At 26.7% G+C, this 26,015-nt stretch carries 18 protein-coding genes; 17 read left to right on the top strand and 1 reads right to left on the bottom strand.

Annotated elements, in window-relative coordinates:
- Complete coding sequence (locus JN03_RS08265; protein WP_036441724.1) at window positions 1-903, top strand: MSC_0882 family membrane protein; 903 nt, start codon at window positions 1-3, stop codon at window positions 901-903.
- 3 nt (window positions 904-906) lie between these two features.
- Window positions 907-1,131 (top strand): YneF family protein, encoded by a 225-nt coding sequence (locus JN03_RS00210; RefSeq protein WP_036441721.1) that lies wholly within the window; start codon window positions 907-909, stop codon window positions 1,129-1,131.
- Between the two features lie 62 nt (window positions 1,132-1,193).
- Here the strand turns inward: JN03_RS00210 and JN03_RS08260 are convergent, their stop codons facing one another.
- Window positions 1,194-3,626 (bottom strand): SGNH/GDSL hydrolase family protein, encoded by a 2,433-nt coding sequence (locus JN03_RS08260; protein ID WP_134076420.1) that lies wholly within the window; start codon window positions 3,624-3,626, stop codon window positions 1,194-1,196.
- A gap of 178 nt (window positions 3,627-3,804) precedes the next feature.
- Here JN03_RS08260 and JN03_RS08255 point away from each other — a divergent pair, with 178 nt between their 5' ends.
- From JN03_RS08255 to gatB, 15 genes are all read left to right on the top strand, one after another.
- Window positions 3,805-6,234, top strand: a complete 2,430-nt coding sequence (locus tag JN03_RS08255; RefSeq protein WP_119863961.1) for a synaptonemal complex protein 1 — start codon at window positions 3,805-3,807, stop codon at window positions 6,232-6,234.
- Between the two features lie 9 nt (window positions 6,235-6,243).
- Complete coding sequence (locus JN03_RS08250; protein WP_036441696.1) at window positions 6,244-6,816, top strand: coiled-coil domain-containing protein; 573 nt, start codon at window positions 6,244-6,246, stop codon at window positions 6,814-6,816.
- A 32-nt stretch (window positions 6,817-6,848) separates the two neighbouring features.
- On the top strand, window positions 6,849-13,592 hold the full coding sequence (locus tag JN03_RS08245; protein WP_134076419.1) for an SGNH/GDSL hydrolase family protein: 6,744 nt from the start codon (window positions 6,849-6,851) through the stop codon (window positions 13,590-13,592).
- Between the two features lie 89 nt (window positions 13,593-13,681).
- Window positions 13,682-15,295, top strand: coding sequence for an ABC-F family ATP-binding cassette domain-containing protein (locus tag JN03_RS08240; RefSeq protein ID WP_036444229.1), 1,614 nt, complete (start codon window positions 13,682-13,684; stop codon window positions 15,293-15,295).
- Window positions 15,296-15,306: 11 nt separating this feature from the next.
- Window positions 15,307-16,638 carry a C1 family peptidase gene (locus JN03_RS00180; RefSeq protein WP_134076418.1) on the top strand — a complete coding sequence of 444 codons (1,332 nt, stop codon included), beginning with the start codon at window positions 15,307-15,309 and terminating at the stop codon, window positions 16,636-16,638.
- Between the two features lie 43 nt (window positions 16,639-16,681).
- On the top strand, window positions 16,682-17,434 hold the full coding sequence (locus tag JN03_RS08235) for a hypothetical protein (RefSeq protein ID WP_134076417.1): 753 nt from the start codon (window positions 16,682-16,684) through the stop codon (window positions 17,432-17,434).
- 220 nt (window positions 17,435-17,654) lie between these two features.
- On the top strand, window positions 17,655-19,199 hold the full coding sequence (locus JN03_RS08230; RefSeq protein WP_134076416.1) for a hypothetical protein: 1,545 nt from the start codon (window positions 17,655-17,657) through the stop codon (window positions 19,197-19,199).
- 307 nt (window positions 19,200-19,506) lie between these two features.
- Complete coding sequence (locus JN03_RS08225) at window positions 19,507-19,824, top strand: 4'-phosphopantetheinyl transferase superfamily protein (RefSeq protein WP_036441675.1); 318 nt, start codon at window positions 19,507-19,509, stop codon at window positions 19,822-19,824.
- A 1-nt stretch (window position 19,825) separates the two neighbouring features.
- Complete coding sequence (locus JN03_RS00160) at window positions 19,826-20,623, top strand: lysophospholipid acyltransferase family protein (RefSeq protein WP_134076415.1); 798 nt, start codon at window positions 19,826-19,828, stop codon at window positions 20,621-20,623.
- A 3-nt stretch (window positions 20,624-20,626) separates the two neighbouring features.
- Window positions 20,627-21,505: a segregation/condensation protein A gene (locus JN03_RS00155; RefSeq protein WP_134076414.1), complete on the top strand. Its 879-nt coding sequence runs from the start codon at window positions 20,627-20,629 to the stop codon at window positions 21,503-21,505.
- The gene (scpB, locus tag JN03_RS00150; protein ID WP_036441668.1) at window positions 21,492-22,136 is read left to right on the top strand and encodes an SMC-Scp complex subunit ScpB; all 645 of its coding nucleotides are present in this window, start codon (window positions 21,492-21,494) and stop codon (window positions 22,134-22,136) included. The genes JN03_RS00155 and scpB overlap by 14 nt, the downstream gene beginning before the upstream one ends.
- Window positions 22,129-22,965: an RluA family pseudouridine synthase gene (locus JN03_RS00145; protein ID WP_036441665.1), complete on the top strand. Its 837-nt coding sequence runs from the start codon at window positions 22,129-22,131 to the stop codon at window positions 22,963-22,965. The genes scpB and JN03_RS00145 overlap by 8 nt, the downstream gene beginning before the upstream one ends.
- 9 nt (window positions 22,966-22,974) lie before the next feature.
- Window positions 22,975-23,283 carry a hypothetical protein gene (locus tag JN03_RS00140; RefSeq protein ID WP_036441662.1) on the top strand — a complete coding sequence of 103 codons (309 nt, stop codon included), beginning with the start codon at window positions 22,975-22,977 and terminating at the stop codon, window positions 23,281-23,283.
- Window positions 23,273-24,598 (top strand): amidase family protein, encoded by a 1,326-nt coding sequence (locus tag JN03_RS00135; RefSeq protein ID WP_036441660.1) that lies wholly within the window; start codon window positions 23,273-23,275, stop codon window positions 24,596-24,598. Before JN03_RS00140 ends, JN03_RS00135 begins: the two co-directional genes overlap by 11 nt.
- Window positions 24,591-26,009: an Asp-tRNA(Asn)/Glu-tRNA(Gln) amidotransferase subunit GatB gene (gene gatB / locus JN03_RS08220; protein WP_036441657.1), complete on the top strand. Its 1,419-nt coding sequence runs from the start codon at window positions 24,591-24,593 to the stop codon at window positions 26,007-26,009. Before JN03_RS00135 ends, gatB begins: the two co-directional genes overlap by 8 nt.
- Window positions 26,010-26,015: the final 6 nt, after the last annotated feature.

Genomic DNA, 26,015 nt, shown 5'->3' with positions numbered 1-26,015 from the left:
ATGCCCTTAAAACCGATAATCAATCAAACAAGTGAAAATACTATTGTTAATAATGATATCATTAACGAAACCGTTAATCGTATTGCTTATGAAAGTTTACAAACAAGAGCACTTTCCACTGATAAAAAAGGTAATAAACTGGAAGATCCTCATGGCATAATTCCTAATGGAATTTATAAGGTTTTTAAACTAGAAAAAAATGTTAAATTAATCTCAATCATACTATGTTTAATAATTTCAATAGTTTCAGCTATTGCGATAACACTTTTTGCTACCAACGCTGATTTATTTGTGGATGTTTCGATAACTCCTAAAATTAAATGAGGCTGATATATCATTCCAGTTATTTTGCTAGGAATTACATCATATATTTTCATAATAGAATCAATTGAGCTTTCAGGTATATCACGTAGTGTTGTAGCATACCGTGAAAGCATCAAATTAGGTGCTTTATCAACTCCGCCTTTCATCACTCTTTTATATCGTAAATTAATAATGAAACAAGTAAGTCGTACATGACTTACTGTTGCAATAATCTTCTATGTTGGTGTATTTACATTAATCTTCTTCGGTTTAAAAGATGTTAAATGAAAATTGCTAGATTTCAAAAAATGAATTACAAATTCATTTCCTAATCCAATGCTTGTAGTTTATATTTTATGTAGCATAATGGCTTCTGTTCTAATAATGCATGTGGTATTCAGTATTTTTAGAAAGAAAAGAACAGTTGATATCCAATCATTTTTTGGTAATGAAGTTATGAATTACAATGAACTTCAAGAACAAAAATCAAAAGCTCACAAATTTTATGCAAAAATTTTCTTTTTAAGTGTATTATTAATTCTAATATTACCGCTTATCATATACATCATTTTGAAAAAAACTGTTTGAAAAGGAAAATAATTTATGCCTGTCTATGGAATTGTTTTATTAGTAATACTTCCTATTATTGCTGGAGTAGCAGCATTTTTTGGTGGGATATTTTTTGCAAAGAAAAAATATGAAAAAGAAATTAAAGAAAATCCACCTATAACTGAAAAAATGATTAGAGTAATGTTCTTACAAATGGGACGTAAAGCAAGCGAATCTCAAATTAAACAAGTAATGAACTCAATGAAGAACGCTAAATAATTTATTTTATAAAAAAACAAATCTAAAAACACGCTTTAAAATAAGGCGTGTTTTTAATTGAATTATTTTTTGTCTTTATCGTCTTTGATAGGTTTTGCTTTTTTAATTTGTTCACGTTGAGCTTCTGTGAAATTATCAAAGAAATCATAGTGATTGAATAAATAATCTAGTGAAAGTTCATCATTATTATTATCTGCAATTATTGTGTTGTAAATTGATTCGGCAATTTTATTTTGAATGTCAGCAGATTCTGCAATAATCTTGAATGTTTCAATACTTTTTCCTCTAATTAAATCAATGTTTGCTTTATCTTCTGGAACCATATTGTGTTTATCTTTGAATGTGGTTTTATATTTAGCTTTTAGATTAATTAATTTTTCCAAGAAATGTTTTCTAAATTGAGTTGATTTACGTTCGTTTTCTTCTTTGCCAGTATCATTTGCAAAACTTTTAACCATATCAACTATTAGTTTCATTAGTTTATCTTTATCTTGCGGATTGGTAGTTAATCATAATCTAATTGCTGTTTTGTAAGAATCATTATCTTTTATGATTGTGTTTTCACTATTTTCAAGAACTATTTTTACCAAGAATTTATAAATTTCATTTAATTTTCTATTCTTTAAAATGTCTAAGAAGAAGTTTTTAGCATCTTTTTCACTTAAGAAAGTGGTTTTGGTATTTTTGTCATAACCATAATCGAAAATTAAATCTATGATACTATCAATTTTGCTATTCTTATTGTACTTATCAAATATTGAAACTATAATTTTTATTCAATCAGCTTTATTGTTCTTAAATAAATCAGAACTAATAAATGGTTTAATTAAATCAGTGTGAATTATTTTTGGATTAATGAAAGTTAGAACTAATCTTTCAATAAACATATCTTTTTCAATATATCTACCACCAGGTTTACCATCTTTATCAAAGTCTTCTTTTGAGAAATATCTTTGAAGTTCATTTATTAAATTAATTCCTAAATTACCCTTTACTAACATCTTACGTAAAATTTCGTAGTTTTTAACGTTATTAGTTGTCTTATATAAAACAGCAGTTAGAGTATCTAGATCTACAAAATCTTTTAAAAATGAATCGGATGTTAAATTTTCTAATATTCCTTTATCAACAATGGTTTCCATCATTTCTTTAGAAATACGTTTACCAACATTTTCGATTTTGTAATCATCTTTTATATTTTTATAGATATCATCATTATCAAGGTCATATAAAAAATCTTCATATTTACTATATTTTTTATTGTTTCACTCATCTTTTCATTCATAAAAACCTTGTTTTACTAGATTTTCTGTACTTTCAAGAGTGTCAATAACTTTATATTGTTCATTATCAACTACAAAACTACTATTTCAAGTTAAATTTAAATCTTTGTATTTATCAAAACTTGAATGGCCTGTAGTAAGTTTGATATAAGCGTCCATTGCCATTTTTTTTCAACCAAGCACAGTTGGGTGAATATCAGTTATAACTTCAGTTAGCCGACTTTGTTCATAGTTTCAATATTCTTTATCATATATATTTACATAAAGTGTTTTAGTAGCTAGGGAAACTGATTTAATTATTTGTACATTTAAAATATCAATAGCAGTTGTTGATATTCCTTTTACATTTAGTAAAAGAGAATCAATTACACGAGTCAATCTATTAAAAGGCATTGGATAAGATACTAAAACAATGTTTGCATTAGGATTTATTTTCTTAATTTCATTAACTAGTGTTATATATCTTGCTTTAACTTCGTTAATTGTATTTTCAAGTAAGTTCAAAATATTAGAAGCTAAACTTCCAATTTTATCAAAACTTAAATTACTAAACATAGAAGAATAAGGTTCTTGTTTAAACAGATGTTTTATGACTTCCATTGCGTCATTAGCACCAAAAGTTAGAGTAATTAAATTAGCTTTTTTAATACCATTATATATATTTTCTTTTACTACTTCAGGCTTAGGATAAGGTTTTTCACTACCTCATCTATGGTTAATTTCATCATCAGGTGGAATTCCAATTGAAGAAGCATATTGCCAGCCAAATAGCTTTATCAATTCGTATGTTCTACCCCCACTAACTGAATGGTTTTCAAATCATTCTAGTTTATTTCCACCCTGCATTTTATTAATGAATTTGGCTAAATAAACTGGAAATGATGTACCACTAAACTTATTTGTATTAGCATCAAAAGCCCCGGGATGATCTTGTGAAAGCATAGCAGTAAATCCAGCTGAAATCGAATCTCCAAGTGCTAAATATCTAACTTTTTCATCTAAATTTATGATATTTGGTGCAAGTTTTTGTTCAATTTTAGTGTTATTAATATTTAAATTGATATTTTTGTTCTTTTGGATTTTTTTCTTTGAAGCTGCGATTGCAATCCCAAAACTACCAAGGCTAATAGCTGTTGCTCCTAAGATTGTAGAAGTTGAAATTATTAGCGCTTTTTTTACATTAATTTTTTTCTTCTGGGGTATTTGATGCATAATTATTTACCTTTTTGGGAAGCAGAAAAGCTTGCATTTCTACTATCATTTTAACTTGTTAAAATGATAACACTGTTAATAATATTCCAAACCTTTTTTTTTTTTTTTTATATTTATAGTAAAATTAAACAAATTTTTGAGAACATAGGTTTTATATATTTTAAGGAGAAATAATAAAATGAATAAAAAAACAAAGATTTTATTAATATCTTCATTATTACCCTCTAGTGTGGTAGCTTTACCTTTAATGTCACTATCATGTGGGAATGATGCAGAAGTTAATCAAGAAGCAGTAGATGAACTCCAAACACAACTACAATTAATTTCTAATGAAAGTAATAATCTATTAAACACAGCTCCTGAAATCAAGTTTCAAGAACAAAACGTTTTAGAAAATATTTCAAAACTTTCATCAGCTACTAAATCATCATTAGCATCTTTAATTGAAAAAGTAAAACATGATAAAAAATTAACCAAATTAACTTACGAAAATTGAGTGAAGCAACAAAACAAAATCAAAGAAAATATTCTTGAAATTAAAAAAGTAATTAAAGATAGATTATTTTTTATTGATGAATTTTATATAAAAAATCAAATGTATTGAGAAGTAATTTCAGATACATTCAAAACTTTAATTGACCAAAATGCCTTTGTTCAAAAATTTGATGATTACAACAAATTAAATCTGACTTCTTTTTTAGAAAAAGAAAATTGAAGTGCTGATGAACTTTCTAAAATTCAAGCTAAGTTTAAATTATTTGATGATATTTATCAATTAACAATCATAAAAGTTACTGAACCTTCTAAAAAACTTGTAAATGATTATATGGAAAATGAGTTTTGAAAGCAAACAGTTGTAACTGAAAAAACTCATATTTCTGAATCATTACTAAAACTTGCTAATGAAATTTTCATATCTTCTAAAGAAAAACTAACCAACAACTTCTTTGAAAATCATTTAATATATATTCACATCAAAGAAAATTTAGAACTTTTAGAAAAACTAATCAAAGCTGAAATTGATAACAAAGATAAAAGCTTAAAAGAAAAATATGAAGCTGTAAAGTCATCAGTTGAAACTAAGTATCAAGTAGAACTAACTTCTGAACTATCAAATAAACTCCAAAATGGAACAGAAGAAGAAAAGAAAGCAGTTTATGCTAATTTAATTAGTTCTATAATTCAAAAAATCACTGACGAACAAATTAATCAAACTGCTGATGTTTTAAAAGTTTTATTTTCAGATAAACCTGAAAATGTAAATCCTATTTATCCTAATCTTCTTCAAAATTATAAAGATCTAATTGCTAAGAAAAATGATTCTAAAAATAAAGTTTATATAGATTATGTAGAAGCTGCAATTACTAAAGCTAAAAAATCTATTGAACAAGAAAGAAAAAGCATAAAAGACATTCTTGAAGTTAAACTGGAAATGTCTAACTTCTATTTACTAGTTAAAAACTTTGATTGATTACATAGTTTTGAAACTTTAAGAGATTTAACTAACGAGTTAAATTCAAAATTAGATAAAGCAGAAGAAAATGAAGAAATTGAAAAACTTGGTTTGAAGATTGAAGAAAACTTGAAAAAAGCAAGCGAACTTCTAAGTTCGCCTTTGTCAAAAACTGAAGATTTAAATAAACAAATTGCAGATTTAAAGAAAATTCAAGACAACATCAAAATTAAAAATTTCATCAACACTTATGAAATTTCTTATGCACTTTCTAGAGCTAAAGAACGTGCTATTCATGAAGTTGAAGAAAAATTGGAAAGTTATGGTGAAAAATTAATTTCAGCATCAAACAATCCGATTGAAATGAAAGATGCATTTAAAATTTTGCTTGATTCGCAAAAGAAAACTATATCTACATTATTTGATCAATTTACAAAAGCTATAATCAAATTAGAATTTAGTTCAAGTGATAGCAAAATTATGGAAGATGCACTGTTTGGTTTTGTTGAACTTATAAATACTATGACAACTGTTATTTTAGAAGGCGCATTTGAACTAAAAGATGATGCTAGTGAAGGATTTGATTTCTTAAGTAAAGCAATAAATAGAAAAATTAAAGTTATTGCAAATTCACTTTCAGATCTAATTACAAAATTTGCCCCAGTTGTTGAAAAAACTTACTCAATACTTTTTGGTTCACTACGTAATAATGAAGTAATGAAAAATGCAGTAAGTAAAGAATGTTTGGAAGAATTTATAGAATGAAATACTCAATACTATATTGATAAAGTTTATGGTAATCCAAATAAAACTCCCCCTGTTGAAAGTATCATCCCAAAAGTTAAAGCAGAACTTGAAAAAATAACATCAATTGATATTTCTGATCCAGAAAAACTAATGAAAAATGAATTAGCTCCAGTAATGCTAATTTGGAAACAATTAATTGATGAACAAGATGATCATAATGATAAGCACTGAGAAAAATGATATCCAAACGAAGAAGATCATAAAAGAATTAGACATCTTTACCATCTTGAAACAGCAAAGAAAGGTAATGCATTTCAAGAAGCAATATGATCACTAGGTGCTCCAATTATTGATTTAGGTACTGGATACAAAACATTCTATAACGTTGCGGTGAAACTATTAAAATAGGTAACTGCAATGTTAAAGAATTGAAGAATTTTAACAGCTACACTAGTACCAATTACATCTGCTGCAATAATTACTGTAACTTCAGTTGTAGTAATTCATGGGCCTAAATTAAAAACATTAACCTTAATTCAAAAACTATCTGGATTTCAAAAGACGCATAAAGAAGTTTATGATAAACGTGATAAAGAAGTAAGTGCGCTTAAGATTAAATATGAAGATATAGATGCTCAAGTTAAAAAACTTGTAACCAAAAAAGACGAAATTAATGAAAAATTAAAGCAATCACCTAATGATGCAACTTTGCAAGCAGAACTTGAAGCAGTTAATAAAGATATTGAAAAAACTCAAAAAGAGTACAACAAATCCAAGAAAGAACATGATGATTTATTCCTAAAAAATGTTTCGCTTGGATTAAACTTGAAGAGAATATTTACACCCCTTGGTGTAACATATGACAACATTGAAAAGTTGCGTAAAGACAATAAAATGACAAAAAGTTTGTGACATGCAGCTTATAAAGAAGTTGAAATAGTACGTAACAACTACGAAGCTTGATTGTTAAAAGAATATAAGGACATTTAAAAATGTCCTTTCAAATTTAAAAAGAGAACTTTATGAGTAATAGCAAAATAAACAAAAAACTTTTAATGATATTATCATCATTAGGTTTTACTTCTGCAACAACAACTCTTTTAACTATGAGTTGTTCTTGCCGTGAAGATGATTTAAATAAAATCGCCCAGAACGTAAAAATTCATGAGATTCCAAATAAATCAGAAATCAAAGCTTCTGAACTAACTAAAGAACAAGTCAAGTTTTATAATTATGATGCTTTAAAATATACCTGCGAAGTTATTAAACTAGAAGCTAATAACTCAAAAGGTACAGTTGATGTGTACTATCAACTAAAAAATAAAAAAACAAATAATGTTTCAATACTTCTAAAATCAACTCTTAACAGTTTTAAGTTGTCACAATCACCCGATCCAGAAGGTGACAATCCAAACCCACAAACTCCTTCTAATCCAAAGCAACTTGAAGTTCAAAAATCAAAAAATATCATTAAAAAAGATGAACGTGTTAGATATTTAGCATTAGGTGATTCTATTACAGCGGGATTTACTGGCATTCTTGATAAAGATTACCAGGGAACACTAAATTCTGATGGTTCGCTTTCAGGAATGTCATATCCAGTATATTTAGCACATTTTTTAAACAAAGATAAAGCAAATAGAGTTGAAAAATTTAATAACTTTGCTACATCTAATTCTACTATTTTAGAATGATTGGATTTACTTGACGCTGAATACATTTCAGCTAATCCTGATATTTTCAAAAATGAAGAAAGTGTATATCAACATACTTTTGATGGAAGATATACAGATAAAACTGAATTCAAAAAACAATTAGTTAAAGAAATTAAAGATTCAAATTTAATTACTTTAACACTGGGTGCTAATGATTTCTTTAGATTTTTTAATTCATTATTGCGAGCATCAAATTTACAACAAGTTCTTGAAAAAATGATTGAAGCCTCACAACAAGGCAAACCAATAGACTTTTTGTCACTTTTAAGTTTTTATACTGAGTTTATTAGTAAAGCAAAAGCTGAAATTTCAGCTAGATTAAAGGTTTTAATTCAAAAAATTAGTGAACTTAACCCAAATACTAATATTGCAATATTTAACTATCCCGCACCATTTTTAAGATTTTTAGTTTCACTTTATGATTTTTTACCTGATGGTGTTAAATCAATGATTAAAGGTAAAGATTTAATTAATTATTTAATATCTCCACTTACTAGTGCTATTTATGATGGAGTTAGAACTTCAAAAGTTTCTAATGTAAGTTTTGTAAATATTTTTGATAATGAATTCTGAGCCGAAAATCAAGAAAAACTAACTTCTGTATTTTTAGATTTACACCCAACAATAGCAGGATATAAAAAACTTGCTACTGATGCATTTTTAAAATTAACTAATTCAAGTATTAGTAAAGCTATCTTGAAACGTTTTGGTTGAACTGATTCTTATTTTGATGATTATGCTAATAGCCACCAACAATTTATTGAACTTAATAGTGATGATTACACTGATTTTTATAAATCAGTGTTTGGTAAGAATAAAGAAGAATCACTTAAAAAATTATATGATGAAGATGAAATATATGATTCTGTAAAATCTCATATTTCATTAACAAATATTTCAAGAAGATTTAGAAGTTTCACCGATGATCAAATTACTGAGATCATTATTTCAATTTTAGTAAAAAGTCAGCGTTGAGATTATTTACAAAAACTTGATCCAGATGCTAACATTCCAAGTTTCTTTCAGCAGAATGGAGAAGCTGCTACAAGAGAATTAGTTAAATGATTGAAAAAATCTAAATACATTAACCAGCAATTAGATAACTTCCAAAAACTTTTAATTGAAACTGACTGAGATAAAGATGGAGTTACGGGTGTTAAAGTTCTTAAAAAAGAACATATTATTAAATTATTTAATGAAACTTTCCTTAAGAAGGAAAATCTTTTAGAATTATTAAAAGAGTTTTTAGCTTCTAATTTTACAAAAAACTTTAAAGATAGTTTTGCAAAAGCTATCGAAGGTTTTATTAAAAATGCCCTTTCTGGCAATAAACTAAATGCTTTAATCGAATTTATCGCAACTAAATTCGAAGATAAGTACAATAAGTTTATAGACAGAAAGGATTTTGTTTTGCTTTTAAAAGAAATCCTTCATTCAGATAATTTACCAAAACTATTTGGAACTTCAATTAAATCACTTCTAACTGCAGGAAATGAAGCATTAAATCCACAAGAAGCATTTGATAAAGTTACTTCATTTTCAGAATTAATTAAAGCTATTTTTTCTAACCAAGCTCAAAATAGTGAAATTGAAAAATCATTTACTAAATTATTCCAAGAAATTATTTCTAAACCAGATATTAATCCGATAATAGTAAGGGCCGCAACTAAATTCATCACCACAAATCCAGAATTTGCTCCTCTTTTAGAAGGAATCAATGAAACTGGTGTTAAACATATAATTGGTGCTTTTGCAAATTTATTCATAAAATTTGAAAATAAATTCTCAGTTTCAAGTGTACTAGCACAAGCTATGATCGGCGAAATTGCTCAAAATGGTTTTGAATTTAAATTTGACAAATTTAAAGAAATATTTATTTCGGGTATTTCAAAAACTTTTGGTTCGTTTGAAAAAGGACTTGAAATTTTGAAATTAATGTCAAGTGAAGAAGATTTAAAAACTTACCAAACCATTTTGCAACAACTATTTAAAAACTTGATTAAATTTGGTTTAAATAAATCAGGTGCAAAAGAAAAATTGGAAAACGCACCATTTTTAACTTCAATTTTGTCAAAAACTGAAATTCAAAGCATTTATGATAAATTAACTTCAGACAATAACATCACTAGAATTTCTGAGTATCTAAAAAATGTTATTTTAGCAAGAGACTTGAATCTAGATGGTATTGCCACTCCGAAAGAATTAATTGAAAGAGTGCTAAATTCAAATGATTTAAGTCCAATTAATTTAGCGAAAGATTTAATTAGAAAAAATCTAATTCAAGATCATAATATTAGCAATGTATTCGGAAAACTAATTAAAACAAAATTTGCTAATGTTCCGTTTATGGAACATATTTCAGGAGAACAAATTTCTGTTTTAATTCGTAATTTCTTTACCTTATGTGTAAATCTAGATGATAAGCAACAATTCTTAAAGAAAACTATTTTAATAGTTGTTGAAAATATTTTAGATCCAAATCAACCCGCAGAAACTCTTTACAAGAGATTATTTGATACAATCAAACAAGAATTCTTTGGTTCGGTTGATAAGGTTAAAGTTGTAATTAAAGACTTATTAAGCGAAGACATAATGACAGGTGGAAAATCTTGAATTATTAATTACTTGAAGAAGTTAAATAATCCTGAACTTAATGCATTACTAGCAAATGGAAGTATCAAACAAATGCTTGATAAACTTTATGCTGATGATAGTATTACCACACTTTCAGCAGAAACTATTTATTATCTAGTACATCCATTAACATTTGAAGATTTATCAACTTTTGATAAAGCAATAATAATTAAGAAGCTAATTGGAAAAGATTCTGAATTCTATAAGAATGTTCCTGATAAAGTTGTTGATTTAATTAAGAAATTAATTAAGGATGCTGAAAACAAAAAGATTTTTACTACTTTTGTTAAAGGATATTTAGAAACTAAATTCCCTAAATTAAAAAACCAAATATTAGTTGAAAACTTTGAAAAACTTCTAAACAAATTTATTGAAATTATTATTAGCTTAGAAGATAAACATTCTGTACTAAAAAATGGAATGAGATGACTATTAAGATATTTTGAAGAAAATATCTCATCATTTGACTTTACTAAATTTGCAAAAGATTTTTCAGTAAAAGTTATTACCAAAATTCTTTCAATGATCAAAGGTCATGAAAAAGAATTTGTAGACAAAATTTTTGATACTTTAAAAGAAGCACTTCAAATTACTGATGAAACTAAACCAAACTTCTTGACTAAGTTTATATGAGAAATAATTCCAACTTCTTTAAAAACCCAACTTCAAAAATATCTAAACGAAGATAAACTAACTCACTTTATTAATCAATTTATTGTAAGTGGAAAAATTAAAGAATTATTTACAAAATCATTATCTGCAATTGTTAAAAATATTGAAAGCAAAATTTCAACTATTAAATCATTTGATGATTTTGTAAAAGCAGCATTTTCTAATGCTGATAGTTTCAATGAAGTTATTTCATTTATATCTAATAATATAGAAGCTATTTTACGTAAACCTTCACTTCAAGCTGTTTTAGCTTCAGTGGTTAAAGGAATTATTCCTTCACCATTTAATGTTGAAGAATCTGATTTAAAAGTAATAATTTCAAATCTACTTCCTGAGATTGCTAAAAAAGCAAATGAACAATTTAAAGTGGTTGAAGAAATTCTAAAAGCAGGTATTAAAGCTATTGGCGATAATGGTTTAAATATTGAAAAAGTAAAAGAATCAATATTTAAAACTACTCAAGAGAAATTCAAAGAATTAAACAAATTTGAGACTATAATCAAATTTATTAATGATAACATCAATTCATTCAAAAAACAAGAAGTAGTTAATGCTATCAAAAACATTTTAAAATCCAGTGCTGCTCCATTAGTAGATAAACTTCCAGAAAGTATCCTTAAATTTGTTTCAAAATCAGAACTTGTAGAAGTTGTTAAATCTATATTTGACAACCAAAAAATTTATGATACCATATTTGACATAATCTCAAAGATTAACACTGATATTACTCATTATCAAGGATTATCAATAACCAATCTATGAGAAATTTTGGTCAAATTTGTTAAAAAAGAAAAAGATTACATTAAATCTAAAATTGAAGAAATTGGAAAAGATTTTGTAACAAAAACTGAAAATCAAGAAATTTTAGTTAGATTGATTAAAGCAAACTTCAAAGAATATACAAGTATTGAATTAAAATCTGACAATGATGCGTTTTTTAAGAAATTAATTCAAAATATGTTCGAAATACTAAAAGGAATCAAAATAGATGATAAATCTATTTATGATTATGTATTTGACATTGTTTTAGATAATGTTGAAGAACCTTCAAAAATTACACAAGAACTTTCTAAACCTGATTTTATTGGAAAATTATATTCTGTACCATTCTTGGTAAATGTGTTAAACCAGCAACAAATTAAAGAATCAAAAGAAGATGTTACAAAACTAATAAAAGAAATTTTTCAAGCATTTAGTTCAGATGATACAAAAATTGAAACTTTCTTAAATAAATTTAAAGTAGTTCAAATGATTAATGATGATCCGGCAACACAAGAAACTACTAAAAATCTAATTAAATTTATTATTAAAAACTCTAAAACTTCTGAGTTATTAGAAAATGTTATTAGAATTTTATTTGATTCAGCTGAAAATTTAAAAACTGCTAAAAGATGAATAGATGTTGTTAAAACCATAGCAAGTGCTGGAAATGTTAGTGATTTAAAAACAAAATTTAAAGATTTTATAAAAGAACTTTTCAACGACAATCAAAGTTTATTAGCAAAACAAATAGATGTTATACTAACCAAAATGTGATCTAACGATCAAGAACATTATAGAAAGAACGTAATTGAAAATAATAAACATACTATTGAAAAATTTGTTGATACTTTCTTTAAAGCTGTAATTATAGAAAATACTTTATTCAACACAATACTTGACAATGTATTTGATAAATTAAAAGAAGTCAATGTTAAAGCTAAAGATCAAATTAAAGAAATTAAAAATAAAGCTATTCTTGGTGCTATCAAATTTATAACAAAAGATAAAGAAAATGCAATTCACTTGCCAACGCTTGTATCTAAATATAAAGATAACATCGTGAAATTGTTTGAGAATATTGATTCAAAAGCATTTACAAATATGATAAATTACATTTTCGAAGCAAGCATATTTAGTTTAGATTCAGGAATATATTCATTTTTATTTGGTGGTAAATTTAAAACCAAAGCCCAAGAAAACTTTAATGACATAAAAAATAATGTTAAATCTAGATGATTATTGCCAAAAGCAATTAGATCTATTAGAAGATATGGTAGACAAAATAGAAATGGTGAAACTTACGAAGAAGTTCAAGATCTAAAAATTGATTTTCAAGTCGGAGATGGTGCTGAATTAATAAGTCTAATAAGCGCAGACAAATTGATTGGTTCAATCTTTATGCCGTCAATAAAAGAATTTATTCATAGTGTTTCTGACAAAAAATACAGCAAAGATGATTTGAATAAAATAATTAAAAAATTACCTGGTTATAGAGCAACTTCTAGAATCTATGCAGCTATAACTATGATGCTATTTTCTAATATGGACTTAAATCAATTCTGACCTGATAGTGGATTACAACTTGTTCTTGGTGCTTATCCTGAAAACTTCATATCAAAAGGTATTGAATTTGCTTACACTAAAGCCTTAAGTAGAAATGATTTAAAGAAGAAATTTATTGGTTTCTATAAAACGGGCAATGATGGTTTGGTTGTTGGTATGAAATATACTTCTGGTGGTTGGTTTTCAACTGAAGGTATTGGATATGACAAACATTTCTTTGCAGGTTATGCAGATGGACAAGATTCAAGAAGTAAAGAATTTAAGAATTTTGCAAAACATTCTGAAGATTCAATAATTTCATTTATCATAAATTATGAAAAAGAAGATACAACTTATCATAAGAAGAAAAATATAGTATTAATTGCCAAATTATTGCAATGAGGTTATCTACAGAAAGATATGGATAACAATGGCAAGTAAATATTTTTACCAATTGTTTGCAAATAAAGTACAATTATTAAAGTTGTGCTTTATTTTTTAAAGTCAAGTCTATTATAAAAGGAGAAAATATGCTAGAGGTTAGTAATTTAAGCAAAATATTTCCTGATAAGAAATTATTTACTAACGTGAATTTGAAATTTTTACCCGGAAATGTTTATGGCATTATTGGCGCGAACGGCGTTGGTAAGTCAACATTTTTAAAAATATTAAGTGGTGAAATAGAGGCATCAGGTGGAGATATTATTAAAGAAAAAAATGCTCGTATTAGTTCATTAAGTCAAAATCAAAATGAATTTGACAGTTTCATTGTAACCGATGCAGTTATTATGGGGAACCAAGAACTATATAATATCAACATTGAAAAAAATAAGATTTATGAAAATCCAGATGCTACTATAGAAGATTACGAAAGAGCAAGTGTCCTAGAACAAAAATATGGTGAAATGGGTGGATGAAATGCAGAAAATGATGCTCAAACATTACTTGCTAATTTGGGTATTCATAAAAGTAGATGAAATCTAAAGGTTAAAGAATTAAAAGCACCTGAAAAAGTTAAAGTGCTTTTAGCAAAAGCACTATTTGGCAATCCTGACATACTAATACTAGACGAACCTACCAATAGACTTGATTTAAAAGCAATTAAGTGACTTGAAAACTTTTTAATAGATTATGAACATATTGTTATAGTAGTAAGCCACGACTCTAAATTTTTAGATGAAATTTGTACCCACATTATTGATATTGACTATTCTGAGGCTAAACAATTTGTTGGAAACTATACATTTTGAAAACAAGCATCAGCGCTTTTAATTGAAATGCAACAAAAGCAAAATCTAAAAAAAGAACAACAAGCTGAAAAATTGAAAGAATTTATAGCGCGTTTTTCTGCCAATCTTTCAAAATCGCGTCAAGCAACTAGCCGAAAGAAATTACTAGATAAACTTGTAATTGATGAAATAAAACCTTCTTCTAGGAAATATCCATTTATTAAATTTGATTTAAATCGTCTTCCTGGGAAACAAGTACTAACTGTACAAAATCTAAGTTATAAAAATGATCAAGGCGAAACTTTATTTGAAAATGTATCTTTCACTTTAAAACCTGGTGATAAAATGGCAATTATTGGAGAAGATGATATTGCTAAAACTAAATTTTTAGAAATTATTTTTGGAAGATTAAAACCAACTTCTGGAACAGTTGAATGAGGAATAACAATTAAACCAAATTACTTTCCTAATAACAATCTTGAATTTTTCCAAAATGATGAAACTATCTTAGAATGAATTAGTAAATGACCATTAAACAATTCAACCCAAGAAACTAAAGATAATTCAGATTCTCGTATGCGTGGATTTTTAGGAAGAATGCTATTTTCAAATGATAGTGTATTCAAGCAAGTTAAATACACAAGTGGGGGCGAAAAAGTTAGATTAATGTTTTCAAAACTAATGTTAGAAGAAAGCAATTTCCTAATCTTCGATCAACCACTTGACCATTTAGATTCAGAATCAATTGATTCTTTAATAGATGCAATTAAAGATTATAAAAGTTCTTGTCTCTTTACAACTTATAATCAAACTATGATAAAAGAATGTTCTAATGTGATATTAGAAATAAAACCAAAAGAAAGTTTTCTTTTCTATGGTGATCTTGAAGAATATGAAAAAGCAATGGGATATTAAAAGGATAAAATATGAACAATTTAATTAATAAAGATTTATTAAAATCATTAAGAAAAACTTATCTTAAAGATAAGGCAAACAAAATTATTGAAAATTCAATTTTAAAAAATGGAATTGCATCTTCTTCTTTAAATGCTGATGTAGTTAATAAACATGACTTTGAATTTTCAATTGAAACCAAAGTGGGTCAAATAACTAACCAAAAAAATAGTGGAAGATGCTGAATTTTTGCTTCTTTAAATATGGCTCGTTTGGCTTTAATGGAAAAATTAAATGTAGAAAACATTGAACTATCACAAAACTACATTGGTTTTTATGACTATTTGGAAAAAGCAAACACTTATTTAAACTTTATGCTTGAAGAAGGTTTGAAATTAGATTATACCGATAGATTGTTCCAACGTTTCAATCATGATCCTATAAGTGATGGCGGATATTATGAATGATTTATTGATTTAGTTAAAAAATATGGAATACTACCAAAAGCTTCAATGCCTGAAACTTTTCAAAGTACATCAACTTCATTTATGTTCGAGCAAATTAATTTAAGACTAAAAGCATATGTTGTTCAAATGCGTCAAATATTTGAGGAAAACAGAAATCAATTAACTCCTGAAATTTATGATCTTCGTGATAAGGCCTTGCAAGACACTTATAGCATTTTAGTTAAATCATTAGGACTTCCACCAGAAGAATTTACTTTTTCATATCGTGATAAAGATAAAAAATACTTTACCATCAAATCAACTCCAAAAGAATTTTATGAAAAATATATAGCTGAAGTTTTAGAAAACAAAATCACTATCATTTCAGATCCTAGAGAAATTCATCCTTATTACAGATTACTACATAGTAAATATGTAAAAAGTATGTATGAAGGAATAGGAATGCAAGCGTTAAACATTCCTTTAGAAGAACAAAAACAGGCAATCATTGCTTCACTGAAAGATAATAAAGCAGTTTGATATGGTTGTGATGTTACTGCTTCTAGCGAAAGAAAATTGGGTATTATGGATGAAAATGTCTATGTTACTGATTTAACTTTAACCAAAACCTTACCCTTTAGCAAAAAACAAAGATTTGAAATGCAAGCTTCTTTTATAAGCCATGCTATGAACTTAGTTGGAGTTAATATAAAAGAAGATGGAACTATTACTAACTGAAAAGTTGAAAATAGTTGAGGTGATGACATAGGTAAAAAAGGAATATTTTCAATGAGTGATAAATGATTTGATGAATATAGTTATGAAGCTATTGTTGACAAAAAATATTTATCAGAAAAAGCATTAAAAGGTTTAGAAGAACCTGCTATCGAATTAGATCCTTTTGATTTAATTGTTTAAAAATCTAAATTCGTTTAGGTTTTTTTATATTCAAACCATTTTTATGAAAAATTCAACATTTACAATCTTTATTGTTCTTGCAATACTGGCAACTGTTTTATATATTGCAACAGTTTTAACTTCTAATAACATCATTAAAAAATTGAAAAATAATCCCCATTTTTTAATGATTAAAGAAAACTATGACTTACAATCTTCTCTTCAAGAAAAATTTAGAATAAATGATTCTTATTTTGAAGTACTAAAAATTAAATTTAAAAAAGTTTTCTTTATTCATTTACTTAAATATATTATTCTTTGCATCTGCACTTTATTAGTCACCATTTTATTTTCAATTATTATTCATTATGAAAATTCAAAACCATCTTCTTATATTCAATATTTATCCTTACCTATAATTTTTCTAATTTATTTAATTTTTGATGGAGCGTTATTTCACATCCGCATAATCAAAAACTACTATTTATTAAATAAATGAAATAAGGAAAACCAATCACTTTTAGAATTAGTAGCCGAACCTCAAGAAGAACTAAAAATTAATTTTGCACAAATTATAGAAGAATTCGAAGAAGATTATAAAGCTGCAAAACTTTCTCCTAATTATGAAGATAAAAGAAAAATTGCAACATACATTCAAGAACTTTGCAGTTATTTAAAATATAGCCTCAATCAAGAAGACATTCCTTCAAATTTAGTATTATTAATTACTTCATTATTTATTTTTAATCTATCTTTAAATAAACCCACTGCAATTTCTTATTATTTATGATCATTAAAAAATTTGCATAAATTTTAAGTGGAACGTTAATTAAAAGTAGCAAATAATTTTTCAAATGCTACTTTTATTTACTACTTTTACTACGTAAAAGTCTAGTTAGTAATATATAAATGCATTTTTTTTATAATTACATTTATATAAAAATAGTTTATTTCTCATTAATTTTTAACAATTAAAATATAATTATAATATAATATTTTTTGTAAAAATGCACCAATCATACAAGGATATGATAATAATGAAAAAAATAATTAACAAGGTTCTACTATCATCACTTTTAATTTCAGCCACCCCTATTGTGGCAATGATGTCAGTGAAATGTAAAGAACCTACCAAAAAACAATCAATTCAGCAAAAAATGGTTATTCCTAGTGATTTAGTTTCTTACACTAATAATAATTATGGTATTTTCTTTTCAGAAAAACTAAATGAAGCTGCCAAAAATATAACTGCTAAAGCAATATTAGCTGAACTTCAAAAAGATGCAAGTCTTGCTAATATTAAAAAAGTTTTAGAACCTTATGCATATATAGATTTTTCTAATACTGATTTAGAGTATTATGACTATAAATTAAATTTAAAAAATACACAAGCTACAAAATCAGATTTAAATCTATTTTTTGAAGTTATAGAAAAAAAAGATCCAACCAAGATTCATACAGTAGAAATTACAGTTCCTGGTTTTAAAAAAGATGTTAATGTTGATTATAATGAATTTGCAGGATTAAAGTTTTTGTGATCAACTACTGATAAAGGTGATGTTATTTCATCTCCTGAATTCATTGACTTATTTAAACAAAAACTTGAAACACCTGAATATAAAGGTAATGTAAAAAAACAATTAGAGTTATATAAAGAATATTGTTTAGTAAATGGTGAATTTGATGATAAACAATATGATTTAAGTTTTGAAAATGAACTAAAATGATTACACCACCATGGGCCTACAAATATTCACATCAACATTCAATGAAAGAAAAAATCAGAAACTAAGTGAAATCAAGAAGTGTTCTTTGTTTATGGTTTTGATTCACAAAAACAACATAAAATTATTGACTTAGAATCAACACCAAAATCAAAAACTATCACTCCTGAAGAAATTAAAGATCTTCTTTTAAAAGAAGATGGAAAAGATCTATTATTAAAATTATCAACAATTTTTTATGTTAAAAAAGCTGATAACGCTAAGTTTTATAACTACAAATTAAGTGCTAAATATGATGTTTTGAAAACTGGGACTCAAGAAGATAAAGATAAATTCTTAAAAGAAATTATTCCTAACAAAAATACTTTTAAACTTATTTATGATAGAGAAGATAAATTTGATAGTTCTAAAAAAATAGAAGAAGTAATAGAAATTTCTAGATTAGGTTCAACTTCACAATTTGGGTACCTTCAAGTAGATGAATATTTTGCCGAAACTGATGAAGGAGACATACTTTACAATATTAGTGAAGATGAATTAAAAACTTATTTTGACTCTGAAGAATTCAAGAAATTATCAACAGATAAACAAATTGAAAAATTAGTGAAGAAAATTAATGACTCATTGAAACGTGAAGAATTTCCTACTTTAAAAGATATAAACTTAGTAAACATAATTGAAAAAGATAAAGATCAATATGAAGTTTCAATAGCAGACCTAGCAAAAATTGAAATTACCCAAGAAACTATTCCTATTCAAAAAGCCTATAAAACATTAAAACTTCCACTAAAAATTAAGAATAAAAAAGACAACTCTGAAGAAACAAAAGATTGTTACATTCGCGGATTTGATTTCTAAAACCCAAAAAAATGAGCGGACAAAAAGCTCATTTTTTTGTTGAAAAAAGCAGCAATTTTTCAACAACTTTCTCAAAAGTTTCTCAAATCTTTCTCAAATTTTTACTTTTAAAGCAAGTCTATATTATGCTTATTTATGGAGGTGATTTTGAAATGAAGATACAAAATAATAAGGCTGAAAATATGACTTAAAATAAGTAATTTTTGTTATTTTTTCTAGACTTTTCAAGGGTTCATATATGAAATATATGAAAGTATAAAAAAATGTGGGTTTTTAAATTATAATATTAAAATATTTTGGAGTATAAATGGTCGGCATTGATTTATGTAAAAAAACAAGATTTAAAAATATTGAAAAACATACTCTTGAAAAAATTTTACATAAAAAAGAATTTGAACTTTTAGCAAGCGAACAAGATAAAGACCATTTCATCGCAACACGTTGAGCCATAAAAGAAGCACTATATAAATGCAATAACGAGTTTTTTGAATTTAGTAAGATATGTATAATCAAACAAACTTGCGGAAGATATGAGTTTTTAGATAACTCACTCAAAAAATTTGTGATCTCAACTAGTAGTGAAGATGATTATATTATTGCCATAGTTATGCAGGAAGGAAAATAAAGTGAAACTAAAAACAAGAATTTTTTGAAATTTAGGACCAATATTACATCACTATTTAACCTTAATTTCAAAAGCCAAACGTGCTAAAAAAATGCCAGAATACTATTCGACTGGTGAAAAAATCAAACAATTTCAAACAAGATCAATCAAACTTTTGAAATGTTTTGGTATCAAATTAAAAGTTGAAGGTCTTGAAAATGTGCCGGTTGGCTCTTGCGTTATAGCACCAAACCATTCAACTTATTTTGATCCATTAATAATTTCTGCGGCACTATCAAAAGAATTTTCAAACACACAAGACAGCAGAAAATTTGGTTTCATTGCTCGTCAAGAAATTGCAAAAAGAAAATCAATTAAAAAAATCGCAGAATTCATTAACACTTATTTAATTGATTTTTCTAAACCACGTGAAATTCCTGAAGTATTAAAAAACTTTGCTGAATATATCAAAAACAACAAACTAGCAGGAATTGTTTTTCCAGAAGGTACGCGTACAAAAGATGGAAAAATTGGAGAATTTCAAAGTGGTGCTTTCCGAATTGCGCAAATGGCTTATGTTCCAATAGTTCCTACCACCATTAATAATGCATGTAATGCTTATGATAAAAGTCGTAAAGGAATTCTTGAAGTCACTGTAACATTTCACTCTCCAATGAAACCAATTAATTTCCAAACCTTGCTTCCAGCTGATTTAGGAAACTTAGTAAGAGATAAAATACTTTCAAATTATGTTGAACAAAATATCACTTCTGATGAGACAAAGCATAATAAGTACAGTAAAAGAGCAAAGAAGGAATAACAAATGATAATTGATAATACAAAAAAAGATGTAAAAGAAATTTCACTTGAAGAGCAAAAAAAGCAAAAAGACAAACAAAAACTTGAAGTTAAAGAAAAACCAAAAGCAAATGAAGATAATAAAACTCCAAACGAAAAAAAAGTAGAAGATTCTAAATACAACATTCGTCTTTCTAACTTTGATGGACCACTTGACCTTCTTGTAACTTTAGTTAAAGAAAAAAACTTAGATATCTTTGAAGTTGACCTTGCTGAACTTAGTTCTCAATACCTAGATATTATCAAAAACTTACAAGCCAATGATTTTGATATTGCCTCAGAGTACTTAGTTATGGCAGCAACATTGCTTCAACTAAAAGCAAGAATGCTACTACAAGATCCTGAAGTTGAAGAAGAAGTTAAGAAAGAAAAGAAGAGATTATTAGAACAAATTGCTGAATATGAAAAATTCAAAGAAATTTCTAAGACTCTAAAAGAACATGAAGAAGATAGAAATAACTACTATTCAAAAGCCCCGGAAGATATAACAGAATTTATTCGTGAAATGGATGAATCAGTACTTGATGGTCATGCTAACAGTTCGAGATTAGTTGTAACATTACGGAAAATGTTTGAAAGAACTTATGCCGAATTAATTAGAAATGTTGTTATAACAACAGTGGCAGTAAGCCCAGAAGAACAAAAGAAAAGAATTAAAGCATTATTCAAAAATCGTGATGAAGTACCATTTAATGAAATCTTCAACGTGCCTACAATGGGACATTTCGTAATTACATTGCTAGCAGTATTAGATTTATCAAGACAACAAATTGTGGTTATGAAACAAATAGAACAAGACGGAATTATTCAATTTACAAAAGGAGTGGAATATGTTGAACAATAATTACAAAGCATTAGAAGCATTATTATTTATCCAAGGATCAGAAGGAGTAAGTAGCACTCAAATTAAAGATGTCTTTAAATTTGCTACTGTACATGAAGCTAGAGCATTACTAAGAAAATTCAAAGAAGATTTCAATGCTGAAAAACGTGGAATTATGGTGGCTGAATTTAATGATGTATTTAAATTCTTAACTGTACCTAGTGTTAAAACTTACATTGAAGATTTAGTAACTATTACTAGAAAACAACATTTATCAAATGCTGGTATTGAAGTTGCTGGAATTGTAGCCTACAAGCAACCTGTTACTCGTAGTATGATTTCAAACATTAGAGGTGTTGTTAGTGACCACGTAGTTTCAATTTTATTAACTAAAGGAATTATTGAAGAAGTTGGAGTTGCTCCTACTCCTGGAAATCCTATTCTTTATGGAATTACCAATAAATTCTATGATTATTTCAAAATTAAAACATTAGCTGAACTTCCACCATTTCCTGAATTTGCAAGATATACTGAAGAATCTACCGATGAAGACAAAGATTTCAACTTATTTGACTCACAACGTCATATTGAAGTTGAACGTCCAGCTGAACCTGTGATTATAGAATCAGACAGTACTGAAGAAGATGAATAAAACCTTTAAAGCTAAAAATAATGACATTAATAGGTCATTATTTAAATATCTAGTGAGAATGCTAGATAATGTTCCTATATCTCGTATTGAAAAATTATTCCGTGAAAAAGATATAAAAATCAATGGTAAACGTACCAATGATAAACAGTACAAACTCCAACTTGATGATGAAATAATAGTTTATGGTCTTTCTGATATTCAAAAAGAATTGCAACATAATAGTAGCCAAATAAATTTTTCTGTAATTTATGAAGACAAGAATTTACTTATTGTTGATAAACACTATGACATTGCAATGCATTCAGAAGAAAATTGTTTAAATGATCAAGTGCTTAAATATTTAAACTACAAAAAAACTTCGTCTTTTATTCCTTCATCTATTGGGCGAATTGATAAAAAAACTTCTGGACTTGTAGTTTATGCTAAAAACTACAAAACACTTGTTGAATTTGAAGAGAAGCAAAACCATTTTGAAAAGATTTATCAATTTGTTTCAGATTTCCAAGAATCTTACAAAGAAGTTACAGTTAGACTTAAAAAAGATATCAAAAATGAAAAAATGGTTGTTGATGAAAATTTTGGTGTTAAAGCAAAAACCATTTTTAAAATTGAAGGCAATCGCAAATATGCTCAAATTCTAACTGGTAAAAAACATCAAATTCGTGCCACTCTTGAATATTTGAAAGCTCCAATATTAGGAGATTTAAAATATGGGGGCAAACGTGCTAGAAGAATGTTCTTACATTCTTATTCAATAACTTTCAAAAATCTTGGTGAAGATTTTGAAGAATACAACAATCAAACTTTTATATGTCATCCACATTGATAAGAGGCGTTTATGAATGAAGAAAAAATCAAGAAATTAGCAAAAGATATTTATTTAAAACCAAGTAAAGAGGTAATTTCGCTTACTTTGGATTTGTATAGTAAAGTAGAAAATGGACTTTTAGAATTAGAACAATTTAAAGATGAAATTGTAAATTTAAAACCATTGCATAAAATTTCAGAAACACCTCTTGAATTTTCCTTACTACGTAAAGATGAGGAAAATTCTACTTTTTTATTGAAACGTGAAGAAATTTTGGCTAATGCCACTAGCAAAACTGATTCATTTGTTAGTTTAAAGAAGGTGCTAAATGATAATTAAAGGTGACATCAAAAAAGCTATCAAAGAGCTAAAGTCTGACAAAAATAATGCAGTAGCTTATGTATTTGAAAACGCTAAATTGCAAGACAAAGGTATATTATCAAATTGTGTTTTCACTATTAAAGATAACTATGCGCAAAAAAATGTTGAATGCAAGGCATCAAGTTTATTTTTAAATAACTTTAAACCACAATATAATGCAACTGTAATTAATTTATTAGAACAAGCTGGTGCAACTTGTATAGCTAGAACTAATCTTGATGAATTTGGTTTAGGTGGAAGCGGGGAGTATTCTGCTTATGGAAAAGTGTTGCATCCGCAAAATAAAAAGTATTTAGTTGGCGGATCTTCATCAGGTGCTGCCGCTACTTTTAATGAAAATATATCTTTTGCTATAGCAAGCGATACAGGAGATTCAGTACGTAAGCCCGCATCAAACATTGGTAAATGTGGATTTAAACCAAGTTACGGAGCAGTTTCGCGTTATGGTCTTTTTGCTTTTGCTACAAGTTTGGATACTGTTGCATACTTCGCTCATAATGTTTCTGATTTAATAACTTTGAGTTCTGTTTTATATAAACAAGATTTAAAATCTGATTTGACTAGCAAAGAATTAAGTTTTGAAGCATCTAGTATCAAAGAACAAAAACCTAAAACAGTTTGCTATTTAGATTGTTTTGACCAATTAGAAGATTATGTTGCTTCATCTTATCAAAAATTTTTGGACACTCTTGTAGCAAAAGGCATTAATCTTATAAAGATAAAAGTTAACGAAAAACTTTTAAAATCAATTGATACAGTTTATCGTATCATTGCATTTTCAGAAGCAAGTTCAAATTTATCAAACCTTGCTGCTATAAATTTTGGAATGCAACAAGAAGGTAAAAATTGAGAAGAAATTATGATAAATTCTCGGAGCAAGAATTTAGGTAAAATGGTACAATCACGTTTGATACTAGGTTCTTATTTCTTAGAACAAGAAAATCAAAGCAAATATTTCAATCAAGCTAAAAAAATGCGGAGATATTTATCGAATTATTTCACAAAAATTCATGAACAATGTGACATCTTTGTTTTTCCAGCATCTAATGCATCTGCTCCAGAAGATGGTAAAGCTTATAAATCTTCTTATATGGACTATATTCTAACTTATGGAAATTTAGTTGGCAATCCTTCGCTTACTTTAAAATTAGGTGAAAATCCTAAAAATCATATGCCTTTTAATATTTCAATTGATGCAAAACTATATAGCGACACTAAGTTAATGGAATATGCTCTTTTTATTGAAAAGATATTAGGAGAACTATATGAATAGTAAATGAGAATTGGTAATTGGAATTGAAATCCATTTAGAACTTAATACCAAAACCAAAATGTTTTCACCTATTTTAAATGATTTTAATTCACCAGAAAATCAAAATGTTTCAAATATAGACCTAGCTTATTCTGGAAGTTTACCACTTGTTAATAACGAAACTATTATAAAAGGAATAAAACTTGCTAAAGCTTTAAATATGGAAATAGACAATTTGGTTAGATTTGACAGAAAAAATTACTTCTATCCCGATCTTCCGAAAGGCTATCAAATAACCCAACAATTTTTCCCAATTGGTAAAAATGGAAAAATAAAAATTAAAGTTGATGGCATTTGAAAAGAAATTTCGATTGAAAGAATTCATCTTGAAGAAGATACAGCTAAATCAATTCACACTGAAACTTCTACTTTATTAAATTATAACCGCGCAGGTGTTCCTTTAATTGAAATAGTGTCTCATCCTACAATTCATTCAGCTAAAGAAGCACAAGCTTATGTAGAAGCTATTAGGCAAACAGCTTTATGTTTGAATATTAGTGATGCTAAAATGAATGAAGGTAGTTTAAGAGTTGATACTAACATTTCTATTCGTAAAAAAGGCACTAATGATTTCAACACACGTGTTGAAATAAAAAATTTGAACTCAATTGCAAATGTTGAAAAAGCAATTGATTATGAATTCCAACGTCAAGTAAAACTAGTTGAAGAAGGCAAAAAAGTTTTACAAGAAACTCGAAGATTTGATGAGGCAAAACTTCAAACTATTTTAATGCGTTCTAAAAATGATAGTATTGATTATAAATATTTCCCAGAACCTAATATTCCTGATATCTTAGTTCCACTTTCAGTTATTGAAAACACCAAAATTGAAGAACTACCATATGAAAAAGAGCAAAAGTATTTATCTTATGGACTTAATCTAGTTCAGATTAATCAATTATTAAACAATATTGAATATTCAATTTACTTTGACAAAATAAATCTAGATGACATTAAAAGAAAAGCTAATTTATTTTTTGCGACAATTATTCCATTTTTAAATGCTAATAAAATGCAAATATCAGATTTAAATATTTCATTATTAGAAGTTGAAAAAATGTTCAAATATTTAATTGAGCAAAAAATAAATAAAGCAAAAGTTTTAGATATTTTGCAATTGAAACAAGATAATAAAGATCTACCTCTAGACAAAATAATTAAAGATAATAATTTATTCATTGAAGTTCAAGAAATATCACTTGAAGATGTAATTAGACAAATATTGGATGAAAATCCTAATTTGAAAAATGATTTTAATTCAAATATTGATCGAAATAAAAAATACTTGATTGGTCAAATAATGAAAAAAACAATGGGTAAAGCCAATATAAGTAAATTAGATGAAATTTTAGATAAACTATTATTAAACTAATTTCTG

The sequence above is a fragment of the Metamycoplasma hyosynoviae genome (assembly GCF_004365165.1).
Lineage (GTDB): Bacteria > Bacillota_I > Bacilli_A > Mycoplasmatales > Metamycoplasmataceae > Metamycoplasma > Metamycoplasma hyosynoviae.
Note: the sequence above shows the minus strand (reverse complement) of the source record. Positions and strands in the feature narration are given on the sequence as shown.